Below are 24436 nucleotides of genomic sequence, written 5' to 3' on the forward strand. Positions count from 1 at the left end.
GGCCGCCCGCCGCGATGCCATCGCGGCACCACGGCTCGCCGATTGCCCTGCGTCGCAGGCCGCACGGCCTCGGCACGCTTGCCACGGCGCAGCGTTGCAGGGAGACTCGGCCGGCACTGCGCGGCGCCCGCCCGCTGCCGCCGCCCGGCCAAGGCGGCGCGTCCCGTTGCGTTACCGCCGCCGGAGCCCCATTAGATGCCTCACCGCCCCTTGCTAGCGAGCCTCGTCCTGCTCATGACCGCCTCCTTCGCTTCCTCCGCCTCCGCCGCCGCGGCCACCCCGCCGCATCCGGCCAAGCAGCCGCACGCGGTCAAGGCGCCGTTCGGCGCCGTTCGCCAGGACGCTTACTACTGGCTGCGCGACGACGCGCGCAAGAACCCGCAGATGCTGGCCTATCTCAACGCTGAGAACGCCTACGCCGATCAGGTGCTGAAGCCGTTGCAGCCGCTGGAAGACCGGCTGTACGAGGAGATCGTCGGCCGCATCAAGCAGGACGACAGCAGCGTGCCGTACCGCGAGCGCGGCTACTGGTACTACACCCGCTACGAGAGCGGCAAGGACTACCCGATCCAGGCGCGCCGCAAGGGCAGCATGGAGGCGCCGGAGGAGATCCTGCTCGACGTCAACGCCATGGCCGACGGCAAGGGCTATTTCAGCGTCGGCGACGCGGCGGTCAGTCAGGACAACCGCATCCTGGCCTGGACCGAGGACGACGTGGGCCGCCGCCAGTACGCGGTGCGCTTCAAGAACCTGGACACCGGCGAGGTCTATGCCGACCGCATTCCCGGCGTGTCGCCGGACGTGGTCTGGGCCGACGACAACAAGACCCTGTTCTACGTCGAGAACGACCCGGAGACGCTGCTGACGGTGCGGGTCAAGAAGCACGTGCTGGGCACTCCGGCGGCGCAGGACGTGCTGGTCTACGAGGAAAAGGACGACAGCTTCTACATGGGCGTGGGCCGCACCCGCGACGACAAGTACATCGTCATCGGCGTCGAAAGCACCGTGTCCTCCGAGCAGCGCTATGCGCCGGCCGCCGATCCGCAGCGCTTCACCGTGCTGGCGCCGCGCGAGCGCGACGTCGAGTACCACGCCGACCACTTCGACGGCCGCTGGGTGATCCGCACCAACTGGAAGGCCAAGAACTACGCGCTGATGACCGCGCCCGATGGTGCTACCTCGCGCGACCAGTGGCAGAGCTGGCTGCCCTACGACGAGAAGGTGTTCATCGACGGCTTCGAACTGTTCGACGGCTTCACCGCCATCGCCGAGCGCTCCGACGGCCTAGAGCGGATCCGCCTGCACTTCGCCGACGGCAAGGAGGAATACGTCAAGGCCGACGAGCCGGCGTATTCGATGGGTCTGTCGATCAATGCCGAGCCGGACACGCCGTGGCTGCGCTACAGCTACACCTCGCTGACCACTCCGGCCACCACCTACGAACTCAACACCCGCACCGGCGAGCGCAAGCTGCTCAAGCAGCAGCCGGTGATCGGCTACGACGCGAGCAAGTACCAGACCGAACGCGTCTGGGTGACCGCGCGCGACGGGGTCAAGGTGCCGGTGTCGCTGGTCTACAAGAAGGGCTTCAAGAAGGACGGCAGCGCCGCGCTGTACCAGTACGCCTACGGCAGCTACGGCATGTCCACCGATCCGGCGTTCAACCTGCCGGTGGTGAGCCTGCTCGACCGCGGCGTGGTCTACGCCATCGCGCACATCCGCGGCGGCCAGGAAATGGGCCGCGACTGGTACGACCAGGGCAAGCTGCTGCACAAGAAGAACACCTTCAACGACTTCATCGACGTCACCCGCGGGCTGGTGCAGCAGGGTTATGCCGCCCCGGATCGCGTCGCCGCGGCCGGCGGCAGCGCCGGCGGCCTGCTGATGGGCGCGGTGGCGAACATGGCGCCCAAGGACTACCGCGTGCTGGTGGCGCAGGTGCCGTTCGTGGACGTGGTCACCACCATGCTCGACCCGAGCATCCCGCTGACCACCAACGAGTACGACGAGTGGGGCAATCCGGAGCAGAAGGCGTACTACGATTACATGCTCAGCTATTCGCCCTACGACAACGTCACCCGCCAGGCCTACCCGGCGATGTACGTCGGCACCGGCCTGTGGGATTCGCAGGTGCAGTACTGGGAGCCGGCCAAGTGGGTGGCCAAGCTGCGCGAGAACGACACCGGCAGCCAGCCGATCGTGTTCCGCGTCAACATGGAAGCCGGCCATGGCGGCAAGTCCGGCCGCTTCCGGCGCTACCGCGAAATGGCCGAGTCCTATGCCTTCATGCTGGACCAGTTGGGCGTGGAGCAACCGGCCAAGTGAGGGGTGCGCGCATCGGCTGGCCTGCGGGCTGGTCGATGCGCAGGTGGGGTGGCTGGCGTGAGGCCGACCCATCCCAATGTTTGGTTGGATGGCGGATGGCCAGTGGCTTCACGCGTCGCGGCTGAAGCCGCTCCCACCGTGAGGATGGCGGCCGAGTCGGACCTGAAGGGTCGATCGCCTGATGCGCCATGCCATGCAGCAGCGCTGACGGCTTGGCAATGCCTTGTGGGAGGGACTTCGGTCCCGACTGCGCGGAGGTCGGACAAGCCGAAGGCTTCGCTCGTCGCGGCTGAAGCCGCTCCTACGGTGGACGATGGACGATGGACGGTGGACGGAACGCCTGATCACCGCGAGAGAGCCGGCCGTCTCGCTGGCGGCGTGGTCGCTCCTGTGGGAGGGACTTCAGTCCCGACTGCAATGCGTCGGATGCGCCGATGGCTTCCTCCATCCCGGCTGAGGCGGCCCCCACAGCCGCTGCCGCACGGCTAACGCAGTCACGTCGGCAGGTGGTCGGCGCCTGCCCGCGCCAGCGCAGGCTTATCATGCCGTCATGCGCACGCACTCCCGTTTCCGCTGGGCCTGGTGGCTGCTGGCCTATGCCAGCCTGGCGACCGGTATCGTCGGTATCTTCGTGCCGGGCTTGCCGACCACGGTGTTCGTGCTGATCGCCGCCTACGCCGCCGCGCGCGGTTCGCCGCGGCTGCGCCGGCGCTTGCTGCGCGATCCGCGCTTCGGCCGCAGCATCCGTGACTGGGAACGGCATGGCGCGGTCAGCCGCCGCGGCAAGTGGATGGCGACGCTGACCATGGCCGCGTGCGCGCTGGTGCTGCTGCTGTTCGTGCACCGGCTGTGGGTGCAGGTGCTGGCGATCGGCTGCATGAGCGCGGTGGCGCTATGGCTGTGGTGGCGGCCGGAACCGCCGCGCGCGTGAGCGCGCTGTGTTGCGCGAGCGCGGCACAGCCGGTTCATGCCGGTGTGGCTATACTCGGCGCATGAGCACATCGTCCTCTTCTCCGATCCGTCTCGTTCTCTCCGCCGCTGCGTTGCTGGCCCTGGCCGGCTGCGGCAACAAGGGTCCGCTGGTGATGCCGCAGAAGCCGGTGCCGGTGGAAGCCGCGCCCGCCACGCCCGCGCCGGATGCGACGCCGCCGGCGACCACCGATCCCGCCGGGCAGGCACAGCCGGTGGACGGGCAGCGCCCGCCGGCCAACGACACCACCATGCCCACCAATGGGAATGAGTGAGGCCCGCCACGACGCGCGCCTGCGTTTCAGCAAGATGCAGGGCGCGGGCAACGATTTCGTGGTGCTCGACCTGCGCGACGGCACCCCGCCGCCGGACGCCGCACTGGCGGTGCGGCTGGCCGACCGCCACTTCGGCGTCGGCTGCGACCAGATCCTGACCATCGAACCGCCGCGCGAGGCCGCGGCGGTCGCCAGCTACCGCATCTGGAACACCGACGGCAGTGCCGCCGGGCAATGCGGCAACGGCGCACGCTGCGTCGCGGCTTGGCTGGTGCGCGACGGCAGTGCGCCGGCCACGGACGATTTCGTCATCGAAAGCCCCGCCGGCAGTCACCACATCACCCGCAGCGCCACCGGCGAATTCGCCGTAGCGATGGGCGTGCCGCGCTTCGCGCCGGAGGATGTGCCGCTGGTCGGCTTTCCGCGCGCGCGCGACGAGTATGTGCTGCCGCTGCAGGGCGGCAGCGTGCGTTTCGGCGCGGTGTCGATGGGCAACCCGCACGCGGTGCTGGAAGTGGGTCTGGTCGATGCGGCGCCGGTGGAGCGCCTGGGCCCGTTGCTGCAGCAGCATGCCTCGTTCCCGGATTCGGTCAATGTCGGCTTCGTGCAGGTGATCGACCGCGGCCACCTGCGCCTGCGCGTGTACGAGCGCGGCGTCGGCGAAACCCTGGCCTGCGGCAGCGGCGCCTGCGCGGCGGCCGCGGTGATGATGCAGCGCGGCCGGGTGGAGCGCGACGTGCGCGTCAGCCTGCCAGGCGGCGAACTGCGCGTGCAATGGCCGGAGGACACCGCACCGGTGGTGATGTCCGGGCCGGCGACGTTCGTCTTCGATGGAGAATGGATCCGATGAGCGACAGCCAGGACAAGATCGGTGCGCACGAGGTGGCGGCGTGGCTGCGGCGCCATCCCGGCTTCCTGAAACAGTTTCCCGATCTGGCGCTGACCCTGGTGGTGCCGCGCGACGACGGCCCCACCGCGTCGCTGGCCAGCTACCAGTTGGAAGTGCTGCGCGACAAGAACCGCGAACTGTCGCGGCGGCTGGCCGATCTGGCCGCCAACGCGCAGGTCAACGAACGGCTGGCGGTGCGCACCCATCAGCTCACCCTGGCGCTGATGCGCCAGCGCAGCGCCGCCGACAGCGTGCGCGCGATGGCCGCCTCGCTGCAGGAGGATTTCCAGGGCGACCTGGTCAGCATCGTGCTGCTGCAGCCCTTGCCCGGCCTGGAGCAGGCGCCGTGGCTGCAGGTGCTGGCGGCCGACGATGCGCGGCTGGCGCCGTTCCGCGATTGCCTGAAGGACGGCGAGCCGATCTGCGGCCGCCTGCAACCGGAAAAGCAGGCGCTGCTGTACGGCGAGCGCGTGGACGAGGTGCAATCCACCGCGCTGCTGCCGCTGCCCGGCCTGGGCCTGATCGCGGTCGGCAGCCGCGACCCGAACCGGTTCTATCCCGGCATGGGCACCTTGTTCCTGCGCATGATGGGCGAGGCGCTGGCGGTGGCGTTGCAGCGATGAGTGGGGCCGGGACTCGGGATCCGGGACCCGGGACCCGGGACAACGCCGGAATCGGCGCTGCCGATCACCAGGCAGGGCAGGGCACTGCTGTTACCGCAAGCGAGGCCACGTCTTCCGGGTCCCGGGTCCCGGGTCCCGAGTCCCGGTTCCTTTCCTACCTGCAGGTCGAACGGCGCATGTCCGCGCATACGCTGGACGCGTACCGCCGCGACCTGGCGGCGCTGGAAGCGTGGGTGGCCGCCAACCTGCTCGGCGAACCCGCCACGCTGGATGCCGCGCAATTGCGCAACTTCATTGCCGCCGAGCACCGCCGCGGACTGTCGCCCAAGAGCCTGCAGCGGCGGTTGTCTGCATGCCGCAGCTTCTATGCGTGGCTGCTCAAGCACGGCCACATCGCCACCAGCCCGGCCGCGGCACTGCGCGCGCCGAAGGCGCCACGCAAACTGCCGCAGGTGCTCGACGCCGACGAAGCGGTGCGCCTGGTCGAAGTGCCGACCGACGCGCCGCTGGGCCTGCGCGACCGCGCGCTGCTGGAGCTGTTCTATTCGTCCGGCCTGCGCCTGAGCGAACTGTGCGCGCTGCGCTGGCGCGATCTCGATTTCGTCGCCGGCATGGTCAGCGTGCTGGGCAAGGGCAACAAGCAGCGGCTGGTGCCAGTCGGCTCGCACGCGCGCGCCGCCCTGCTGGCGTGGCGCGAGGAAAGCCGGGGCGAGGCCGCCGCGCCGGTGTTCCCAGGCCGCGGCGGGGCGCCGATCGGCGCGCGCGCGGTGCAGATCCGCATCAAGCAACTGGCCGGGCGCCAGGGCCTGTTCAAGCACGTGCATCCGCACATGCTGCGGCACAGTTTCGCCAGCCACATCCTGGAATCCTCCGGCGACCTGCGCGGCGTGCAGGAACTGCTCGGCCATGCCGACATCGCCACCACGCAGATCTACACGCATCTGGACTTCCAGCACCTGGCCAAGGTCTACGACGCATCGCACCCGCGGGCCAAGCGCAAGTCCTGACTGGGTGATCGCGGCCGACACGGCCGCTGTCGTTCCACGCTTGTTCTGGATCAAGGCGCGCCGGCGCAGACCGGACGACACTGCCCTCCCATGTCGCGAGGGCCCACCGATGGCCAACCCTTTTCCGCTGGCGCCGCGCCATCCCGAACGGCTGTGCTGGGGCTGCGACCGTGATTGCGCGGCACACGAACTGGGCTGCGGCAACGGTGCCGGACGCACCCTGCACCCGCTCGAGACCGAGGGCGAGGACTGGTACGTCGCGTGGGGCATCTCTGCCGATCCGGCACGGCCGGCGCATGTCCGACTCGGCGATGACCCGTCCGCTCACGGCGACGCTTGAACCGCGCGCCGCCAGCCCCCACACCTGAGTCATCGCTCCGGAGGCCGCATGGATCCCAGTCAGAACCCCAATGTTTTCCACGCCACCACGATTCTGTCGGTGCGCCGCGATGGTCGCGTCGCCGTGGCCGGCGATGGCCAGGTGACCCTGGGCCACACCGTGATGAAGGGCAATGCGCGCAAGGTGCGCCGGCTCGGCCGCGAGGGCCAGGTGCTGGCCGGATTCGCCGGCGCCGCCGCCGATGCATTCACCCTGTTCGAACTGTTCGAGGCCAAGCTGGAGAAGCACGGCCAGCTGACCCGCGCCGCGGTGGAGCTGGCCAAGGATTGGCGCACCGAGCGCCGCCTCGGCAAGCTCGAGGCGCTGCTGGCGGTGGCCGACAAGGAAACCTCGCTGATCATCAGCGGCACCGGCGATGTGATCGAACCGGAGGACGGCATCATCGCCATCGGCTCCGGCGGTTCCTACGCCCTGTCGGCGGCGCGCGCGCTGCTCGGCCATACCACGCTGGACGCGCGCACCATCGCCGTCGAAGCGCTGAACATCGCCGGCGACATCTGCATCTACACCAATCGCAACGTGGTGGTCGAAGAGCTGTGATTCGGGAGTCGGGATTGGGGATTCGCGAAAGCGCTCCTTTCCCTGTGCCCGCACACGCATCGATCTTTCCTCCTCCGCTCTTACGAATCCCCAATCCCCAATGCCAAATCCCGATACCTCCACCATGACCCCGCGCGAGATCGTGCAGGAGCTGGACCGCCACATCGTCGGCCAGCACGAGGCCAAGCGCGCGGTGGCGATCGCGCTGCGCAACCGCTGGCGGCGCATGCAGTTGCCCGACGCGCTGCGCAACGAAGTGATGCCGAAGAACATCCTGATGATCGGCCCCACCGGCGTCGGCAAGACCGAGATCGCGCGGCGCCTGGCGACGCTGGCCAATGCGCCCTTCGTCAAGGTCGAGGCGACCCGCTTCACCGAGGTCGGCTACGTCGGCAAGGACGTGGAGCAGATCGTGCGCGACCTGGCCGATACCGCGGTCAAGCTGTACCGCGAGCAGGCCAAGACCCGCGTGCGCACGCAGGCCGAGGAGCGCGCCGAAGACCGCATCCTCGATGCGCTGCTGCCGCGGCGCAGCGCCGGCATCGGCTTCGATCCGGAAGCCGCGCGCAACGAGCCTTCGGCGCAGGACAGCGACACCCGCAGCAAGTTCCGCCGCATGCTGCGCGCCGGCGAACTGGACGAGCGCGAGATCGAACTGGATGTCGCGGTCAACGTCAGCATGGACATCATGACCCCGCCGGGCATGGAGGAAATGGGCCAGCAGTTGCGGCAGATGTTCTCCAACCTGGGTGGCGGCAAGTCGCAGTCGCGCAAGCTGACCATCAAGGCCGCGCGTCCGCTGCTGATCGAGGAAGAGGCCGGCAAGCTGGTCAACGAGGACGACGTGCGCGCCGCGGCGATCGAGGCCTGCGAACAGCACGGTATCGTGTTCATCGACGAGATCGACAAGGTGGCCAAGCGCAGCGAGGCCGGCGCCACCGGCGGCGACGTCTCGCGCGAAGGCGTGCAGCGCGATCTGCTGCCGCTGGTGGAAGGCTCCAACGTCAGCACCAAGTACGGCACGGTCAAGACCGACCACATCCTGTTCATCGCCTCCGGCGCGTTCCACCTGGCCAAGCCCAGGGATCTGATCCCGGAGCTGCAGGGCCGCTTCCCGATCCGGGTGGAACTGTCGGCGCTGTCGAAGGACGACTTCATCCGCATCCTCACCGAACCGAAGGCGGCGCTGACCAAGCAGTACGAGGCGCTGTTGCTGACCGAGGGCGTGAGCCTGCGCTTCACCGACGACGCCATCGCACGCCTGGCGGAGATCGCGTTCCTGGTCAACGAGCGCCAGGAGAACATCGGCGCGCGGCGGCTGCACACCGTGCTCGAGCGCCTGCTCGACACGCTGAGCTACGAAGCCCCGGACCGCGACGGGCAGAGCGTCACCGTGGACGCGGCCTACGTCGATGCGCACCTGGGCGAGCTGGTGCAGGATCCGGATCTGAGCCGGTACATCCTGTAAGACCTGGTGCGATCCACCTCGGCAGGCGCGTTGCCCGCGCCTGCCGCCGTGCACCTTGGCCCTACGTCACGCCTACGTCGCGCGCGGCGTAGGAGCGGCTTCAGCCGCGACCGGGCTTTCCCGGAAACGCCTCGTCGCGGCTGAAGCCGCTCCTACGAGAGCGTGCGTGCCGCGATCATTGCGCTTGCGCGCTCGCCCTCGATGCGTCGATGGGCTCCCGGAGATGCATGTCCCCGCTGTAGGAGCGGCTTCAGCCGCGACCGGGCTTTCCATGGAAGGCCTCATCGCGGCTGAAGCCGCTCCTACGAGACGTGGCAGCTCCGCTTACGCTGCACGCACCCGGCGCGAACTCAATACAGCGGCGTGCCCGCCTTGTACGCGGCCACGAACGACTGCCAGTCCAGTTGCACCTGCGCTGCGTAGTCGAACGCGAACTGGCGCAGTTCCGATTTCAGGCCGCTCTTGCTGCTGGCCGCCTGGTCGATCTGCTTGTCGATGCTGTAGGGCACCACGTTCGGGTCGTAGTCCTGGTCGGCCAGCGCATGCGCCGAGGCCAGGGCCTGACCCAGGTAGGTGGCGGCGGTGGCGAGCTTGCCGGCGCTGTCCAGCGCGGTCGGGTCCAGGTCCTGTTGGAACGGGGATTTCTCGTGCACGTAGAACGGGGTGCCGTTGACGCTGGCGTAGCCGACCAGCACGTCGGCGTCGATGGTCTGCGCCTTGGCGGTGCGCGCCACCCGCGCGCCCTCGTTGTTGTCGTAGGTCGAGGCCGGCATCTGCGACGGCGCGGCCACGGCGACCACGCTGGCCGCTTCCTGCTTCCACTCCAGGATCACGTCGTCGCTGGTCGACGTGCTCGGGCCTTCGATCAGCACGTACAGGCGCAGGCGGCCGAGGCTGCCGGTGCCCGAGCCCAGCTTCTGGCGCACATCCTTGATGCTGTAGTAACTGGCCGCATAGCGCTTGGACGCGGCGATCGAGCCGATGTAGCCGTTCATCGCCGCGGCCACCGCCGAGGCGGTGCCGGCGTCCACCGCGACCAGGTTGTCCAGGTTCTGGAACTGGCGCTTGCCGCCGTTGACCACCGTGTATTTGGACAGCAGGCTGCTGCGGCTCTTGCCGTCGGCGCTGTCGATGATCTTGGCCACCGCGCCGCTGGTGTTGCGCTTGCTCAGCTGGAAGCTTTCTTCGGCGTCGCTGCCGCGGAAATCGGCGATCTTGTCCAGGTAGGCGCCGACCATGGTGTCGATGGCGTCGCCGATGTCGCTGTCGGACAGGCCGTTGTCGCGCCCGGCCAGGACCATGCTCGCGGCCAGCCGGCGCAGGTCCCACACGTACTGGCCGAGGTGGCCTTCGTCGAAGTCGGCGACCTTGAACACCGCCTTGCCGCTGCTGTCGCGCGCCGCATCGAAGTTGCCGATGTGGGTGTCGCCGCCGAGCCAGGTGTAGCCGGTCTGCGGCGAGGTCCACAACGAACCCGGCAGGGTCGTCATGTCCTGGTAGAAAATATGGTCGGTGCCGCGGTAGAAGGCGTAGGCGCCGGTGGCCATGGTCGCCATCTTGGTGTCCAACTCGGCGCGCTGCGCGGCGTAGGGATGGTTGTAGTCGTGGATCTGCTGCACCACCCAGGCGTCGCGCTTGCTCGCCGCGGTCGCGCATCCGGCGCAGGCGGCGAGGGTCAGGCCGATCAGCAGCAACTGCGGCAGGCGGGTGGACATCGCAGGTCTCCAGGCGCGAACGAGGGAGCCGGCAGTCGATCACGCCTGCATTGCACGCAGATGAACCTAGAAGTAGCGCAGCCAGCCCAGGTCGCGGCGCCGCGCCTTCAGCCGCGCGAACGCGGCGGTGGGCCAGTACAGGGCCAGGCCCAGCAAGGCGGCGATCGCCCACAGCGCGGCCACGCTGTCCACGCCGAACAGGTCGCCCTGGTTGGCGCCCCACAGCGCCAGCGCGGCCAGGTAGGCGAGCTTCAGCACGTACAGGTGCAGCAGATAGAAGAACATCGGCGCCGCGCCGATCGTCGCCAGCGGCGCCAGGGTGCGGGCCACGGCGGGGTGCTCGTACAGGCGCAGCAACAGCAGACCCACGCCCAGGGTCAGCAGCAGGAACTGCAGCGACGGTGGGTACTTGGTGACGTTGAAGAAGCTCATCGCGGTATGCGCGAGGTCGTCCTGCGCCTGCCAGGGCGCATCGCCGTAGCCGTTGTGCCAGCGCAACAGGTGAAAGCCGGCCAGCGCGCCCAGCCCCCAGGCCAGCAGGCGCTGCTGGCGTTGCGCCGGCTCGGCGGCGGCGCCGTACCAGGGGCCGGCGGCGTAGCCGAGCGCGATCACCCCGATCCACGGCAGCACCGGGTAGGAGGTGCGCAGACGCAGCTCGCCCAACTCCAGCCAGCGCCGGTCGTGCAGCACCGCCCAGGCGGCCGCGAGCGGGCCGTCGCCCTGCACCTGCACATCGTCCAGCAGGTGGTGGCCGGCGACCAGGGCCGCGCCGAGCAGGGCCAGCGCCGGCCGCGGCAGCCACAGCAGTGCGGCCAGCGCGAGCATGCTCAGGCCGATCGCCCAGATCACCTGCAGGTACAGCGCCTGCGGCGGAAAGGCGCCGCTCCAGGCCAGGTTGACCAGGGTCAGCTCCAGCGCGATCAGGAACAGGCCGCGCTTGAGCAGGAAGCGGGCGGCCGCCGCGCGCCCGTCGGCCTGCCGGGACGCATACAGCCAGGCCGACAGGCCGGTGAGGAACACGAACACCGGCGCACACAGGTGGGCGAGGGTGCGCGCGACGAACAGCGCCGGCGCCGTGCCTTCCACCTCCATCGGGTCGCCGACCGGGTGGTGCAGGTAGAAGGTCTCGCGCACGTGGTCGAGCAGCATCAGCAGCATCACCGTGCCGCGCAGCAGGTCGATCGAGGCCAGTCGCGCGGCGGGCGTCGCGGGAACGGCGAGGGAGGCGGGCGAAGCGAGGGCAACGGACGGCATGCGGTGCGATCGGTGTCGATTTTGAAACAATATAACACTCGAGCGGCAGGACCCTTCCCGCCGCTGCTGGCGCTGGGGTACTCAGGCTTGGCCGCGCCGGGGTGCCGGCGCGGCGGCGGCGAGGGGTGGGCGGGGCAAGCCGGCGCGCCAGGTCGGCGTCGCTCGGCATGGCCTGGTGTCGGCCCGTGGGCGCGTCGGCGGGCGTCCTGCCTGGTGCGCCGAGCGCGGCGCCCGCGGCGGACCGCTCAGTCCTCGCCGATGTCCTCGTTCCACACGTCCGGGTGCGCGGCGATGAAGCCGCCGAGCAGATCGATGCACTCCTGGCTGTGCAGGTCGATGACCTCCACGCCGCTCTCGCGCAGCCAGTCGATGCCGCCCTGGAAGGTGACCGATTCGCCGACCACCACGGTGCCGATGTTGAACTGCCGCACCAGGCCGCTGCAGTACCAGCACGGCGCCAGGGTGGTGACCATGATGGTGTCCTTGTAACGGCGCTGGCGTCCGGCCTTGCGGAAGGCGTCGGTCTCGCCGTGCACGGACGGGTCGCCTTCCTGCACGCGGCGGTTGTGGCCGCAGCCGAGCAGGCGGCCGTCGCGGTGGTACAGGGCCGCGCCGATCGGGATGCCGCCCTCGGCCAGGCCCTGGCGGGCTTCGGCGATGGCGGTGTCGAGCAGGGCGCGGTAGTCGGGCGTGGTCAGCATGGCATGGCCTGGGGGAGCGGGAGTCTGACCGCAGTCTGGCGCAGGCGGCCGGCGGCTGTCATCCCGGGCGCCGCTTCACCGGCACGGAGCGGCCGGCAGTGCGATAATCCCGGCATGAGCGAATCCCCCTACAAATCCGGCACCACCCATTTCGGCTTCCGCGACGTCGCCGCCAAGGACAAGCAGAAGCTGGTCGGCGAGGTCTTCACTTCGGTCGCCGGCAACTACGACCTGATGAACGACCTGATGAGCATGGGCATCCATCGGGTCTGGAAGCGCTATTTCGTCGCCACCGCGCAGGTCAAGCCGGGCGACCGCGTGCTCGACCTGGCCGGCGGCACCGGCGACATCGCCGCGTTGCTGAAGGACCGGGTCGGCGCCGACGGCGAGATCGTGCTGGGCGACATCAACGCCGGCATGCTCTCGGTGGGCCGCGACCGCCTCACCAACCGCGGCCTGGTCGCGGGCCTGGACTACGTGCAGTGCAACGCCGAGGCGCTGCCGTTCCCGGACCAGAGCTTCGACCTGGTGACCATCGCCTTCGGCCTGCGCAACGTCACCGACAAGGACGCCGCGCTGCGCGAGATGTACCGCGTGCTCAAGGTCGGCGGCCAGGCGCGGGTGCTGGAGTTCTCCGAAGTCACCGCCGACTGGTTCAAGCCGCTGTACGACTTCCATTCGTTCAAGGTGCTGCCGCGCCTGGGCCAACTGTTCGCCAAGGACGCCGACAGCTACCAGTACCTGGCCGAGAGCATCCGCAAGCATCCGCCGCAGGACGCGCTGAAGGCGATGATGGAAGAGGCCCGCTTCGCCCGCAGCCACTACAAGAATCTCACCGGCGGGATCGTGGCGATCCACTCGGGCTATAAGATCTGAGAAGCCGGGAATTGGGAATCGGGATTCGGGAATCGCAAAAACCGGCGATCGGTGGCTGACTGATCGCGGGGCTGTGTGGTTCTTGTGGGAGGGACTTCAGTCCCGACGCGCGGTCCGGCGGTGCCGGTGCAAGTATCCGCCGCAGGACGCGAAGGCAAGGATGGAAGCAGCCGGCTTCGCCCGCAACCACTACAGGAACCTTGCCGGCGGCATCGTGGCGATCCGCTCGGCGACAGGGTCTGAGTGGAGCCGGGATTGGGGATTGAAGATTCGGGATTCGTCAGCGCGCCGGCTGTTCGCTGCTGCGAATCCCCAATCCCCAATCCCCGCTTTGATCGTCAGCGCGCCGCACTGCCGTTGCGAATCCCCACTCCCGAATCCCCAATCCCAGCCTTCCGGTAAACTTCGGGTTTTCCCGAACCGGTGCTGTCCGCCATGCGTTCCCCGTTCCTGTTGTTGTCCCTGGCCGCGGTGATCGCGTCCGGGTGTTCCCGTGAAGCGTCCGCGCCCGATGCGGCCGCCACTGCCGCCAAGCCGGCACCCGCCGCGGCCAAGCCGGCCGACCGCAGCCACGACGAGACCTCCTACGCCGAGCCGTCCAAGGTCGTGATCAAGGATCTGGCGCTGGATCTGAAGCTGGATTTCGACAGCAAGCAGATCGGCGGCACCGCCACCTACACGCTGGACTGGAAGGACAAGGGCGCCAAGCAACTGGTGCTGGATACCCGCGACCTGACCATCGAGAAGGTGCAGGCCGACGACGGCAAGGGCCAGCAGGCGCCGCTGCAGTACGCGCTGGCGCCGGCCGACAAGATCTACGGCAGCAAGCTGACCATCGAGGCGCCGACGCAGCCGCAGACGATCAGCATCACCTACCACACCGCGCCGACCGCCTCGGGCTTGCAGTGGCTGGAGCCGTCGATGACCGAGGGCAAGAAGCTGCCCTTCATGTTCAGCCAGTCGCAGGCGATCCACGCGCGTTCGTGGGTGCCGTTGCAGGACACGCCGAGCGTGCGCTTCACCTACAGCGCGCACGTGGTCTCGCGTCCGGACGTGATGGTGCTGATGAGCGCCGACAACGATCCCAAGGCGGTGCGCAACGGCGACTACCGCTTCAAGATGCCGCAGCCGATCCCGTCCTATCTGCTGGCGATCGCCGCCGGCGACCTGGTGTTCAAGCCGATCTCGGCGCGCTCGGGCGTGTGGGCCGAGCCGGCGATGGTCGACAAGGCGGCCAAGGAGTTCGAGGACACCGAGAAGATGATCGTGGCCGCGGAGACGCTGTACGGTCCGTACCGCTGGGGCCGCTACGACATGCTGGTGCTGCCGCCGTCGTTCCCGTTCGGCGGCATGGAGAATCCGCGCCTGACCTTTGCCACGCCGACGGTGATCGTCGGCGACAAGTCGCTGGTGTCGCTGATCGCGCACGAGCTGGCGCATAGCTGGTCTGGCAACCTGGTGACCAACGCCAGCTGGAAGGACATCTGGCTCAACGAGGGCTTCACCACCTACGTGCAGGCGCGCATCACCGAGGCGCTGTACGGCCCCGAAGCGGCGGAGATGGAGCGCGAGATCGACCAGACCGACCTGCTCGCCGAACTGAAGGGCATGAGCCCGGCCGACCAGGCGCTGGCGCTGCCGGCGCTGACCGAGCGCGATCCGGACGAGGCGCTGAGCCAGGTCGCCTACGTCAAGGGCGCATGGTTCCTGCAGTTCCTGGAACAGCGCTTCGGCCGCGACACCTTCGATCCGTTCCTGCGCGGCTGGTTCGACGACCACGCGTTCCAGAGCGCGAATACCGACCAGTTCGTCGAGTACCTGAAGACCCACCTGCTGCCGAAGAAGCCGAACGCGGTGACGGCGCAGGAACTGCATGCGTGGCTGGACGAGCCGGGCATTCCGGCGTTCGCGCAGAAGGCGCGTTCGCGCAACTTCGCCATGGTGGACACCGCGCGCATCGCCTGGACCGGCAGCGGCACGTTGCCGGGCAAGCAGGTGACCGATGCCTGGAGCACCCAGGAATGGACGCGCTTCCTCAGCGGCCTGGGCGAGAAGCTGACCCCGGCGCAGCTCAAGCAGCTCGACGACGCCTACCACTTCACCGGCACCGCCAACGGCGAGATCGCCATGCGCTGGTATCCGCTGGCGATCCGCAGCGGCTACGTGGACGCGCGTCCGGCCGCCGGCGAGTTCATCGCCCGCGTCGGCCGCCGCAAGCTGATCCTGCCGATCTACGCCGAATTGGTGAAGACCCCGGACGGGCTGGCCTTCGCCGAAGAGGTGTTCGCCAAGGCCAAGCCCGGCTACCACCCGATCACCACGGTGTCGGTGCAGGACATGCTGGACAAGGCCAAGGCCGGCAGCACCGCGCACTGACGCGCGTCGCCTGCGAAAGACCGCGCACACGGCGCCGGGAGCACTCCCGGCGCCGTGTGCGTTTGTGCGGCCTGCGTGTTGCGGCGATCGCGTCGCGCGGGGCGGGTGCGATGGTTGCGGCGGCATGGCCGCGCCTGCGTTGCGGGACGTCGTCATCCGCAGCGTCGCATGCGCCGCCGGCATGAGGCGCGCGCATGTGCATTGCCGCCTTAACGGATTCCACACGCAGCGCCGTCGATCAGCACGACCCGCTGCCACGCATTCGCGATATCCTCGGCAGTTCTGATGGTCCTCGGCCCATGCGCGCATGACATCGTTCGCCACCGCCGCCCCGGTCTCCGCTGCAAGCGCCAGTGCCATGGCAGGTCGTTGCCGGCGCCGATGCGAGCAGGCCGGCCTGCGCCTCCCGAAGGGCTGCTGAGATGACCGACGCGCCCGTCCTGTCCGGTTCCTTGCTGGACGCATTGCCCGATGCCCGCGGTGGCGAAATCTTCACCGAACTGCTCCGGCGCTCCGGTTGCCGCGTCGAGCGCATCGTCTCGCACGGGCAGACCACGCCGCAGGATGCGCCCTATGTGCAGGCGCACGACGAATGGGTGCTGCTGCTGCGCGGTCGCGCGCGGGTGGCGCTGTGCGGGCGCGAGGTCGCGCTGGCGCCTGGCGACCATCTGTTCATTCCGGCCGATACGCCGCATTGGGTGACCTTCACCGATCCCGGGCAGCCGACCGTGTGGCTGGCCCTCCATCTCGGCGAAGCCGACGTGGTGGCGTGAGCGCATGACCGGCCTGCGCGCTCCGGTGTCCCCATGGTGATGGCGACCCTGGTCTTGATGATGCTGTTGCTGCTGGCTGGCGCCCTGGCGTTGCTGGTGTCGCTGCTGTGCGTGGCGCTCGTGGCGATGCCGATCGGGGCGCTGCTGGTGCTGCGCGATCCGTTCCTGCTGGTGCGCCTGGAGAGCCTGCGCCAGCGTCGCGGCAGCGGGCTGCAGCGGCGCCAGTCGCAGGTCGCCGGGCATACCTGGACCTATCTGGTGCGCACGGCGGCCGATCCCGCCGCGCCGACCCTGCTGCTGGTGCATGGCTTCACCGGCAGCAAGGAGAATTGGCTGCCGCTGGCGCGCGCGCTGGGCACGCGCTATCACCTGGTGATTCCGGATCTGCCCGGCTGGGCCGAGAGCCAGCGCATCGCCGGGCAGGACTACGGCTTCGTGGCGCAGGCCGAGCGCGTGGCCGCGTTCGCCATGCAGTGCGCACGCCGTGCGGGCAGCGAATGCGTGCTGCTCGGGCATTCGATGGGCGGCGGCATCGCGGCGCTGGCCGCGGCGCGCCATCCGGCGGTGTTCGACCGGGTCGGCCTGTTCAACGCCGCCGGCGTGCGCTTCGCCGACAACGCGTTCGGCCAGGCGGTGCTGGACGGGCACAATCCGTTCGCGGTGCACGATGCGGCGTCGTTGCGGCGCTACATCGACACCGTGTTCCTGCTTGAGCGCGCCAAGCCGCGCATCCCGCGCTGGGCGGTGCCGGCGGTGGTGGCCTGGCGCCGCCGCGAGGCCGCGTTCGAGCAGCAGGTGCTGGCGCGCATCGGCCGCGGCGAGGAGGCGTTCCTGCCGTTCGAGGAAGCCGCGCGCATCCGCCAGCCGGCGCTGCTGCTGAACTGCGTGCAGGATGCGGTGATCGACGCCAGCGCGCTGGCGCTGTACGCGCAACGCCTGCCGCAGGCGATCCAGGTGCTGCTGGACGGCAGCGGCCACATGTCCATCGTCGAGAAGCCCGCCGAGGTCGCGCAGGCCATCGACACCCTGATCCAACGAGGAACCCCACGATGAAACGCATCCTGCTCGGCGCACTGTGCGCCGTCGCCCTGGCCGCTTGCGGCGATCACGAGGCCGAGCGCAAGGCGCAGGCCGCGGCCGAAGCGCAGGCCAAGGCGCAGGCCGCCGACGACCTGGCCAAGCAGTACGACGCCGCGGTGAAGTCCGGCAACTGGGACCTGGCACGGATCCATGGCGCGGCGCTGCTGCAGCAGTACCCCGGCTCGGACGCGGCCGAACGCATCCAGCCCGGCTACGCCGAGGTCAAGGCCAAGGGCGAGGCGGCGCGCGAGCTGCGGCGCATGCAGGCGGCCTGGCAGTACTCGCAGGTGCCGGCCGGCAAGGGCGTGCAGCGCTCGGCGATGCTGTACAGCCGCGACAAGGTCGATGTGGACGGCAGCGGACCCAAGCCGGTGCAACTGGTGTTCCGCGACCATCCGGAATGGAAGCGCAGCGCCTACCTGGTGCTGCAGTCCGGCGATTTCCGCTGCGCCGGCGGCTGCAAGGTGGAACTGAAGGCCGACGACGCGCCGCCGCGCGCGGCCGCGGCCTGGCGGCCCAAGACCGACGAGGCCATCGCCATGTTCATCAGCGACGACAAGGCGCTGTGGAAGCTGGCGCGCAAGACCACGGTGCTGCAGATCACCTTCCCGGTGAAGGCCGGCGGCACCCGCACCGCGGTGTTCGAGACCGGCGGGCTGGATGGCGCGCAGATGCCGGGCTGGGATTGAGCGCGATGCACGCCGCCACGCCACCGCCGGCCGAGGCGCTGTGCCAGGTGCGCCACTGGGTGTTCGACATGGACGGCACCCTGACCCGCGCCGTGCACGATTTCGCGCTGATCCGCCGCGAACTGCAGATCCCGCCGCAGGCCGACATCCTGCAGCATCTGGCGGCGCTGCCGGACGCGCAGCGCGTCAGCAAGCACGCCTGGCTGCTGGAGCACGAGCGCGTGCTGGCCCAGGAGGCCACCGCGGCCAACGGCGCGCCGGCGCTGCTGCGCACCCTGCACGCGGCCGATTGCCGGCTGGCGGTGCTCACCCGCAACGCGCGCGAACTGGCGCAGCTGACCCTGGAAGAGATCGAGGTCGACGACCTGTTCGAGGACGTCACCATCCTCGGTCGCGACGAGGCGCCGCCCAAGCCGCATCCCGGCGGCCTGCTGCAGTTGGCCGAGCACTGGGGCGTGGCGCCGCAGGCGCTGGCGATGGTCGGCGACCACGCCTACGACCTGCAGTGCGGGCGCCATGCCGGCGCCACCACCGTGCTGCTGCATCCGGCCAATCCCTGGCCGGCGCTGGCCGACCTGCATTTCGCCGATTGCGCGGCGCTGCTGGCGTGGTGGCAGGACCACGTCGGGCCGCAGTCGCACTGATTGCTGCGCTGCGGCGGCTTGACCGCCGCAGCGCGCCGGACCGCTTCTCCCGTAGCGAGATCGGTGCAGGCGTGCCGGATACGCGCTCCCCGTGGCGCGTCCCACCGTGTGCATGCGTGTGCACCAGCGTGGCAAGCGCGCCGATGGCGCAGGGTGTGCCACCGGCGCATGTGCTCACACTGCGCCACGCGCGATGCAACCGCTTGGCACAAAGTGTCACGTTCCCGAGACGGCTTCGGCGGTGCTGATGCGCGTCTCCGCGACGACAACCGACGTCGTGATCCGTACGTCAAGGGATGCTGCATCGCAGCGCTGCGATGGCATGGACGTTGCTCGTATACACCCACGCTTCAGGTTCCGTGGCACACGCCGACAGAGGTGACGTGGCGCGGCTCTTCAACGAGGGGAGTAGAACGATGCACAGTCATTCACGTCGTACCCACGCTTGTACGTTGCTCGCGCTGGCCACCGCGTTGGCGCTGGCCGGTTGCAAGAAGCAGGAAGAGGCTCCGGCGCCGGCCGCTCCGGCCGCCGCACAGCAGCCGCCGGCCGCCGCGCCGGCCGCGGTCGCCGATACCGACAGCGAGTTCGCCAGCAATGCCGCCAACCCGGACAACTGGGGCGGCATCGGCCGCGACTTCGGCCTGACCCGGCACAGCCCGCTGGCCGAGATCAACCGCGACAACGTCAAGAATCTGAAGATGTCGTGGGAGATGAAGACCGACGCCACCCGCGGCCACGAAGGCCAGCCGCTGGTGGTGGGCGGCACCATGTACATGGTCAGTGCCTATCCGAACAATGTGTTCGCGATCGACCTGTCGCAGGAAGACGGCGGCAAGGTGCTGTGGAAGTACACCCCGCAGCAGGACGAGCGCGCCGTCGCGGTGGCCTGCTGCGACACGGTCAACCGTGGCGCGTCCTACGCCGACGGCAAGGTGGTGTTCGGCAGCCTCAGCGGCGACGTGATCGCACTCGATGCCAAGACCGGCAAGGAAGTGTGGAAGCAGAAGCTCGCCTATCCCGAGAAGGGCGAGACCATCACCATGGCCCCGATCATCGCCGACGGCAAGGTGGTGGCCGGCATCAGCGGCAACGAGTTCGGCGTGCGCGGGCGCGTCGCCGCGTACGCGCTGGCCGACGGCAAGCAGGCCTGGTCCTGCGAAGCCACCGGCACCGACAAGGACATCTGCCTCGGCCCGGACTTCAACAAGGCCAATCCGCAGCACGGCCAGCTCGGCGACCTCGGCGAGAAGACCTATCCCGACGAAGGCTGGAAGCGTGGCGGCGGCGCGGCCTGGGGCTGGTACAGCTACGACCCGAAACTCAAGCTGGTCTACTACGGCACCGGCAATCCCGGCCTGTGGAGCCCGTCGTACCGCTGCGGCAAGACCACGCAGAAGGAATGCGACAGCGGCGAGTACGACAACAAGTGGTCGATGACCCTGTTCGCGCGCAAGATCGACACCGGCGAAGCGGTGTGGGGCTACCAGAAGACCCCGTTCGACCAGTGGGACTACGACGGCATCAACGAGCCGATCCTGGTCGACCTGACCATCGACGGCAAGCAGGTGCCCTCGGTGGTGCAGTTCGACCGCAACGGCTTTGCCTACGTGCTCGACCGCCGCGACGGCACGCTGCTGCGCGCCAACAAGTTCGTGCCGGCCAACTGGGCCGAGCGCATCGACATGAAGACCGGGCGCCCGGTCAAGGTCGCGGCCCATTCGCCGCTGGAACGCGGCCGCAAGGTCGAGGCGTTCCCGTCGGCGATGGGCGGCAAGGACCAGCAGCCGTGCTCGGTGGATCCGGCAAACTCGGCGGTGTTCTTCTGCGGCACCAACAACTGGCACATGGAGCTGGACCCGCAGGAGCGCGGCAACACCATGATGGGCCTGCCGTACGTGTTCGCCAACGTGATGATGAAGCCGAACGAGCCGGGCGCACTGGGCATCGTCAAGGCGTTCGACGTGGTCGAAGGCAAGTCCAAGTGGGAGATCAAGGAGAAGTTCCCGGTGTGGAGCGGCACCCTGGTCACCGACGGCGGACTGGTGTTCTACGGCACGCTGGACGGCTGGTTCCGCGCCGTGGACAAGGACACCGGCAAGAAGCTGTGGGAGACCAAGCTGCCCTCGGGCATCATCGGCAACCCGATCGCCTACAAGGCCAACGGCCACCAGTACGTGGCGGTGTTCTCGGGCATCGGCGGCTGGATCGGCCTGCCCGTCGCCGCCGGCCTGGATCCGGGCGATCCGTACGGCGCGCTGGGTGCCGCGGGCCTTGCCTTCAGCAACGGCTTCGACAAGATCCCGTTGGGCGGCATGGTGCACACCTTCCGCATCGATGGCGCCGGCAAGACCGTCACGCCCACCACGACCGCCACCGCGGCCGCCGGTGGCGGTGGTAGCGCGGCGGTCGCCGCCAAGACGGTGCGATGAGCCGGCGGCGCCGCGTCCACGGTGCGAGCGGGGGCCGCATGGCGCCTCGCTCGTGGCGACTGCCTGTGGGCGCGCGCGCCGTGTTGCTGTTGTGCAGCCTCGGACTCGTCGCCGCAGGCTGCACGCGCGAGCCGTCGTCCGCGACGGCTCGCGCTTCTGCTGCCCCAGCCGCCACTGCGGCGCCGGCCGCCAAGCTGCCGGCCGATGCGCCGGTGCTGCGGGTCTGCGCCGATCCCGGCAACATGCCGTTGTCCGATCGCGCAGGCGAGGGGTTCCAGAACAAGATCGCCCAGGTGGTGGCCGCGGAACTGGGCCGGCGCCTGGAGTACGAATGGCGCAGCTACTACCAGCGCGGCCTGGCGCGCAGCACGATCAACGCCGGGCGTTGCGACGTGCTGATGGACATGAACAGCGATTTCGAGATGGGCCTGGCCACGCGCCCGCTGTACCGCTCCACCTATGTGCTGGTCACCCGCAAGGGCCTGGACCTGCGTCCGGCCTCGCTGGACGATCCGGCGTTGAAGACACTCAAGGTCGGTGTGTTCCAGAGCTCGCCGGCGCGGCAGGCGCTGTTCGACCATGGCGTGCAGGGCGAAGTGCAGTACCTGTTCTACGATTCGGCCAGCGCGCCGCAGGAGCATCCCGGCAAGCTCGCCGAGCAGGTCGCCGCCGGCAAGCTCGATGCCGCCGAATCCTGGGGCCCGGTGGCCGGCTACTACGCCGCGCGCGGCGGCCTCGGCGTGGTGCCTTTGAACGTCATCGACAACGAGGTGCTGGAGTATTCGATGGCGTGGGCGGTGTCGCGCAAGAACGCGGCATTGCGCGATGCGCTGAACGCGGCGATGCAGCGCAGCGCCGGCAAGATCGACGCGATCCTGCGCGACTACCACGTGCCGCTGGTGGCCTGCGCCGATTGCATCGTTGCCGGCAACCTGCGCTCGCACGGACCTTATGCGGTGCCCGACGACCAGGATGACACGCCGAGCGCGCAGGCCTCGTCGGACATGCTGGCGCAGTTGCAGCTGCGCATCGCCGGTGGCGCCGATCCCAACGAGGAGTTGGCGCACGCGCTGGATGCCGGCGATGGCGTGCGCGTGGCCTGGCTGCTGCGGCATGGCGCCAGCGCCGACAAACCCAACCTGCTCGGCGAGCCGCCGCTGCAGCAGGCAATCCGCAACCAGGCGCCGCTGCTGGTCGGCGAACTGCTGGCCGCTGGCGCCAAGGTCGAAAGCCGCGACAGCAATGGCTGGACGCCGTTGATGAAGGCGGCCTGGTCCAACGACGGCAAGAGCGCCGCGCAATTGCTGGCGCATGGCGCCAAGGTCGAGGCGGTGTCCACCGACGGCTGGACGCCGCTGGACCTGGCGATCTCCTACGCCGACGCCGACCTGGTGCAGGCCTTGCTCGCTGCGGGTGCCAGCGTGCGCCGTGCCAATCCGGCCGGCTTCACCCCGGTGATGTTCGCGGTGGCGCGCAACGACCCGAAGATCCTCGACCTGCTGCTCAAGCGCGGTGCCGAAGCCGACCGTGCCAACCGCGCCGGCGTCACCCCGTTGATGCTGGCCGCCGCCGCCGGGCGCGAGGACAGCGCGCGGCGCCTGCTCGCCGCCGGCGCCAGCGCCGATGCGCGCGACGCCGACGGCAAGACCCCGGCGGCGCTGGCCCAGCAACGCGGCAATGCCGAACTCGCCCACCTGTTGACGGAGGCCCAGCACCGACGCACGCAATGACCGCTTCCTGTCGTCCCGCACATGCCGCTCGCGCGGCCTGCTCTTCCCATCGTGCACTCCGCAAAGGTGTTGTCCCCATGCGTCCTGCTTCCGTCCGTCGTCGCGCCCTCTCCACGCTGCTGCCCGTGTCCCTGTTCGCCTCGCTCCTGTTGCTGGCCGCCTGCGGCAAGCAGGAGACGCCCGCCGCGCCAGCGGCCACACCCGAGCCGGCTGCGGCGCCGGCGCCTGCGCCGGCGGCGGCCGCGCCCGCCGCGGCCCCTGCCGCCGCACCGGCCCCCGCTGCGGCGGTGACGCCGATTCCGAAGGGGCCGCCGGTCAAGGTCACCCCGGAGCTGGTCGCCGAAGGCAAGGCGATCTTCAACTCCGCCGGCTGCACCGCCTGCCACGGCGGCACCGGTGGTGGCGGCATGTGCCCGCCGCTGACCAACGACATCTGGGTGTACGGCAGCGACGACGACACCTTGCGCACGCTGATCACCGAAGGGACGGCCGGCATGACCGCGCATGGCAAGACCCGGATCGGCCACGAGAAGGTGGTCGGGCAGATGCCGCCGTTCGGGCCGGTGCTCAAGCCGGGCGATACCGAGAAGCTGCTGGCCTTCATCCATTCCATCAACAAGACCGCAGGCGCCACGCAATGAGGAACGCGTTGCGCCTGTCCGCCGTCGTCGCGCTGTCGCTGTTCGCTGCCGCGTGCCAGCGCACCGCCGCGCCGACGGCGGGGGCCGATGCCGCGGCGGCCGCGCCAGCGCCTGCGGCCGCGGCGCTGGCCTACGTGCCGAATCAGCGCAGCGGCACCATTTCGGTGATCGACACCGGCAGCGACCGCGTGGTGCGCACGCTGTCGGCGCAGGGTCAGCTCGGCAAGCGCCTGCAGCAGGTGGTGCCGGGACCGGTCGGGCATCTGTACGTCATCGACGCGCAGGGGCATCGCCTGCTGGACCTGGATACCGTGCAGGACCGGGTGCTGCGCAGCGTCGACATCGGCGAGAACGCCGAAGGCGTCGCCGCGTCGCCGGACGGCCGCCAGCTGGCGGTGTGCGTGGAGGGGCAGAACCAGGTGATGCTGATCGACCCGGCCAGCTTCACCATCGGCGCGCACATCGCCACCCGCGGGCAGGCGCCGGAACACTGCGTCTACACGCCCGATGGCGCGCTGCTGCTGACCAGCAACGAAGGCTCCAACGACCTGGACGTGATCGACCTGAAGGCCGGCGCGTCCACCGGCGTCATCGCCACCAGCGGCCATCCGCGCGGCATGGCGTTCGCGCCCGACGGCAAGACGGTCTATGTGGCGCAGGAAGCGGCCAACGTGGTCGACGTGATCGACCTGGCGGCGCGCACGCGTGTGGCCAGCATTCCGGCCGGGCAGCGCACCGCCGGCATCGCCATCGCCCGCGACGGCAGCCGCGTGTACGCGTCCAATGGCGCCGGCACGGTCAGCGTGATCGATCCGGCCGCGCGCCGTGCGTTGGCGGAGATCCCGGTGGGGCAGCGGCCCTGGAACCCGGCGCTGAGCCCGGACGGCAAGAAGTTGTACGTGGCCAATGGCCGTTCCAACAGCGTCAGTGTCATCGACACGGCGGCGATGAAGGAGATCAAGCAGATCGCGGTGGGCGAGATGCCATGGGGTGTGATCGTGGCGCAGTGAGGTGAGGAGAGCGGCGCTC

At 69.6% G+C, this 24436-nt stretch carries 21 protein-coding genes and 1 pseudogene; 19 read left to right on the forward strand and 3 right to left on the reverse strand.

Annotation, left to right across the window (positions count from 1 at the left end; all coding sequences use genetic code 11):
- Positions 1 to 234 precede the first annotated feature (234 nt).
- The 9 genes from PIQ37_RS17905 to hslU all read left to right on the forward strand — a co-directional run bounded on the left by PIQ37_RS17905 (position 235) and on the right by hslU (position 8496).
- A complete protein-coding gene (locus tag PIQ37_RS17905; protein ID WP_342074492.1) occupies positions 235 to 2325 on the forward strand; it encodes a S9 family peptidase in 2091 nt (696 codons plus the stop codon).
- Between the two features lie 550 nt (positions 2326 to 2875).
- Positions 2876 to 3256 carry a YbaN family protein gene (locus PIQ37_RS17910; RefSeq protein WP_017910007.1) on the forward strand — a complete coding sequence of 127 codons (381 nt, stop codon included), beginning with the start codon at positions 2876 to 2878 and terminating at the stop codon, positions 3254 to 3256.
- Between the two features lie 61 nt (positions 3257 to 3317).
- On the forward strand, positions 3318 to 3569 hold the full coding sequence (gene lptM, locus PIQ37_RS17915) for an LPS translocon maturation chaperone LptM (RefSeq protein WP_017914634.1): 252 nt from the start codon (positions 3318 to 3320) through the stop codon (positions 3567 to 3569).
- Complete coding sequence (gene dapF / locus PIQ37_RS17920) at positions 3562 to 4419, forward strand: diaminopimelate epimerase (RefSeq protein ID WP_342074493.1); 858 nt, start codon at positions 3562 to 3564, stop codon at positions 4417 to 4419. The genes lptM and dapF overlap by 8 nt, the downstream gene beginning before the upstream one ends.
- Positions 4416 to 5081: a DUF484 family protein gene (locus PIQ37_RS17925; RefSeq protein ID WP_295844490.1), complete on the forward strand. Its 666-nt coding sequence runs from the start codon at positions 4416 to 4418 to the stop codon at positions 5079 to 5081. The genes dapF and PIQ37_RS17925 overlap by 4 nt, the downstream gene beginning before the upstream one ends.
- Complete coding sequence (gene xerC / locus PIQ37_RS17930; protein WP_407136576.1) at positions 5078 to 6088, forward strand: tyrosine recombinase XerC; 1011 nt, start codon at positions 5078 to 5080, stop codon at positions 6086 to 6088. The genes PIQ37_RS17925 and xerC overlap by 4 nt, the downstream gene beginning before the upstream one ends.
- Positions 6089 to 6197: 109 nt before the next feature.
- Positions 6198 to 6428, forward strand: a complete 231-nt coding sequence (locus PIQ37_RS17935; protein ID WP_342074494.1) for a DUF3079 domain-containing protein — start codon at positions 6198 to 6200, stop codon at positions 6426 to 6428.
- Between the two features lie 48 nt (positions 6429 to 6476).
- A complete protein-coding gene (gene hslV, locus PIQ37_RS17940; RefSeq protein WP_010341232.1) occupies positions 6477 to 7028 on the forward strand; it encodes an ATP-dependent protease subunit HslV in 552 nt (183 codons plus the stop codon).
- A gap of 100 nt (positions 7029 to 7128) precedes the next feature.
- On the forward strand, positions 7129 to 8496 hold the full coding sequence (hslU, locus tag PIQ37_RS17945; protein WP_342074495.1) for an ATP-dependent protease ATPase subunit HslU: 1368 nt from the start codon (positions 7129 to 7131) through the stop codon (positions 8494 to 8496).
- Between the two features lie 350 nt (positions 8497 to 8846).
- Here the strand turns inward: hslU and PIQ37_RS17950 are convergent, their stop codons facing one another.
- The 3 genes from PIQ37_RS17950 to PIQ37_RS17960 all read right to left on the reverse strand — a co-directional run bounded on the left by PIQ37_RS17950 (position 8847) and on the right by PIQ37_RS17960 (position 12166).
- Positions 8847 to 10211, reverse strand: a complete 1365-nt coding sequence (locus PIQ37_RS17950) for a DUF2252 domain-containing protein (protein WP_152235609.1) — start codon at positions 10209 to 10211, stop codon at positions 8847 to 8849.
- Positions 10212 to 10277: 66 nt separating this feature from the next.
- Positions 10278 to 11465, reverse strand: a complete 1188-nt coding sequence (locus PIQ37_RS17955) for a DUF1624 domain-containing protein (RefSeq protein WP_342074496.1) — start codon at positions 11463 to 11465, stop codon at positions 10278 to 10280.
- Positions 11466 to 11710: 245 nt separating this feature from the next.
- A complete protein-coding gene (locus PIQ37_RS17960) occupies positions 11711 to 12166 on the reverse strand; it encodes a nucleoside deaminase (protein ID WP_010341927.1) in 456 nt (151 codons plus the stop codon).
- A 114-nt stretch (positions 12167 to 12280) separates the two neighbouring features.
- Between PIQ37_RS17960 and ubiE the strand changes: the two genes are divergently transcribed.
- From ubiE to PIQ37_RS18015, 10 genes and pseudogenes are all read left to right on the forward strand, one after another.
- Positions 12281 to 13042, forward strand: coding sequence for a bifunctional demethylmenaquinone methyltransferase/2-methoxy-6-polyprenyl-1,4-benzoquinol methylase UbiE (ubiE, locus tag PIQ37_RS17965; RefSeq protein ID WP_342074497.1), 762 nt, complete (start codon positions 12281 to 12283; stop codon positions 13040 to 13042).
- Positions 13043 to 13477: 435 nt separating this feature from the next.
- A complete protein-coding gene (locus PIQ37_RS17975) occupies positions 13478 to 15418 on the forward strand; it encodes a M1 family metallopeptidase (RefSeq protein ID WP_342074498.1) in 1941 nt (646 codons plus the stop codon).
- Between the two features lie 422 nt (positions 15419 to 15840).
- Positions 15841 to 16191: a cupin domain-containing protein gene (locus tag PIQ37_RS17980; protein ID WP_342074499.1), complete on the forward strand. Its 351-nt coding sequence runs from the start codon at positions 15841 to 15843 to the stop codon at positions 16189 to 16191.
- A 33-nt stretch (positions 16192 to 16224) separates the two neighbouring features.
- On the forward strand, positions 16225 to 17244 hold the full coding sequence (locus tag PIQ37_RS17985; protein WP_342074500.1) for an alpha/beta fold hydrolase: 1020 nt from the start codon (positions 16225 to 16227) through the stop codon (positions 17242 to 17244).
- Positions 17241 to 17960 carry a hypothetical protein gene (locus PIQ37_RS17990; protein WP_160945460.1) on the forward strand — a complete coding sequence of 240 codons (720 nt, stop codon included), beginning with the start codon at positions 17241 to 17243 and terminating at the stop codon, positions 17958 to 17960. Before PIQ37_RS17985 ends, PIQ37_RS17990 begins: the two co-directional genes overlap by 4 nt.
- Before the next feature lie 5 nt (positions 17961 to 17965).
- On the forward strand, positions 17966 to 18604 hold the full coding sequence (locus tag PIQ37_RS17995; RefSeq protein ID WP_342074501.1) for an HAD family hydrolase: 639 nt from the start codon (positions 17966 to 17968) through the stop codon (positions 18602 to 18604).
- A 416-nt stretch (positions 18605 to 19020) separates the two neighbouring features.
- Positions 19021 to 21036: a methanol/ethanol family PQQ-dependent dehydrogenase gene (locus tag PIQ37_RS18000; RefSeq protein WP_342074502.1), complete on the forward strand. Its 2016-nt coding sequence runs from the start codon at positions 19021 to 19023 to the stop codon at positions 21034 to 21036.
- A gap of 80 nt (positions 21037 to 21116) precedes the next feature.
- A pseudogene (locus PIQ37_RS18005) lies at positions 21117 to 22766 on the forward strand (quinoprotein dehydrogenase-associated putative ABC transporter substrate-binding protein); the annotation flags it as partial.
- A gap of 77 nt (positions 22767 to 22843) precedes the next feature.
- Entirely contained in the window at positions 22844 to 23407 is a 564-nt protein-coding gene (locus tag PIQ37_RS18010; protein WP_342074503.1) for a c-type cytochrome, read from the forward strand.
- Positions 23404 to 24417 (forward strand): beta-propeller fold lactonase family protein, encoded by a 1014-nt coding sequence (locus PIQ37_RS18015; RefSeq protein ID WP_342074504.1) that lies wholly within the window; start codon positions 23404 to 23406, stop codon positions 24415 to 24417. Before PIQ37_RS18010 ends, PIQ37_RS18015 begins: the two co-directional genes overlap by 4 nt.
- The last annotated feature ends 19 nt before the right edge of the window (positions 24418 to 24436 follow it).

Source organism: Xanthomonas protegens, from assembly GCF_038442435.1.
In the GTDB taxonomy this organism is placed as follows: Bacteria; Pseudomonadota; Gammaproteobacteria; order Xanthomonadales; family Xanthomonadaceae; genus Xanthomonas_A; species Xanthomonas_A sontii.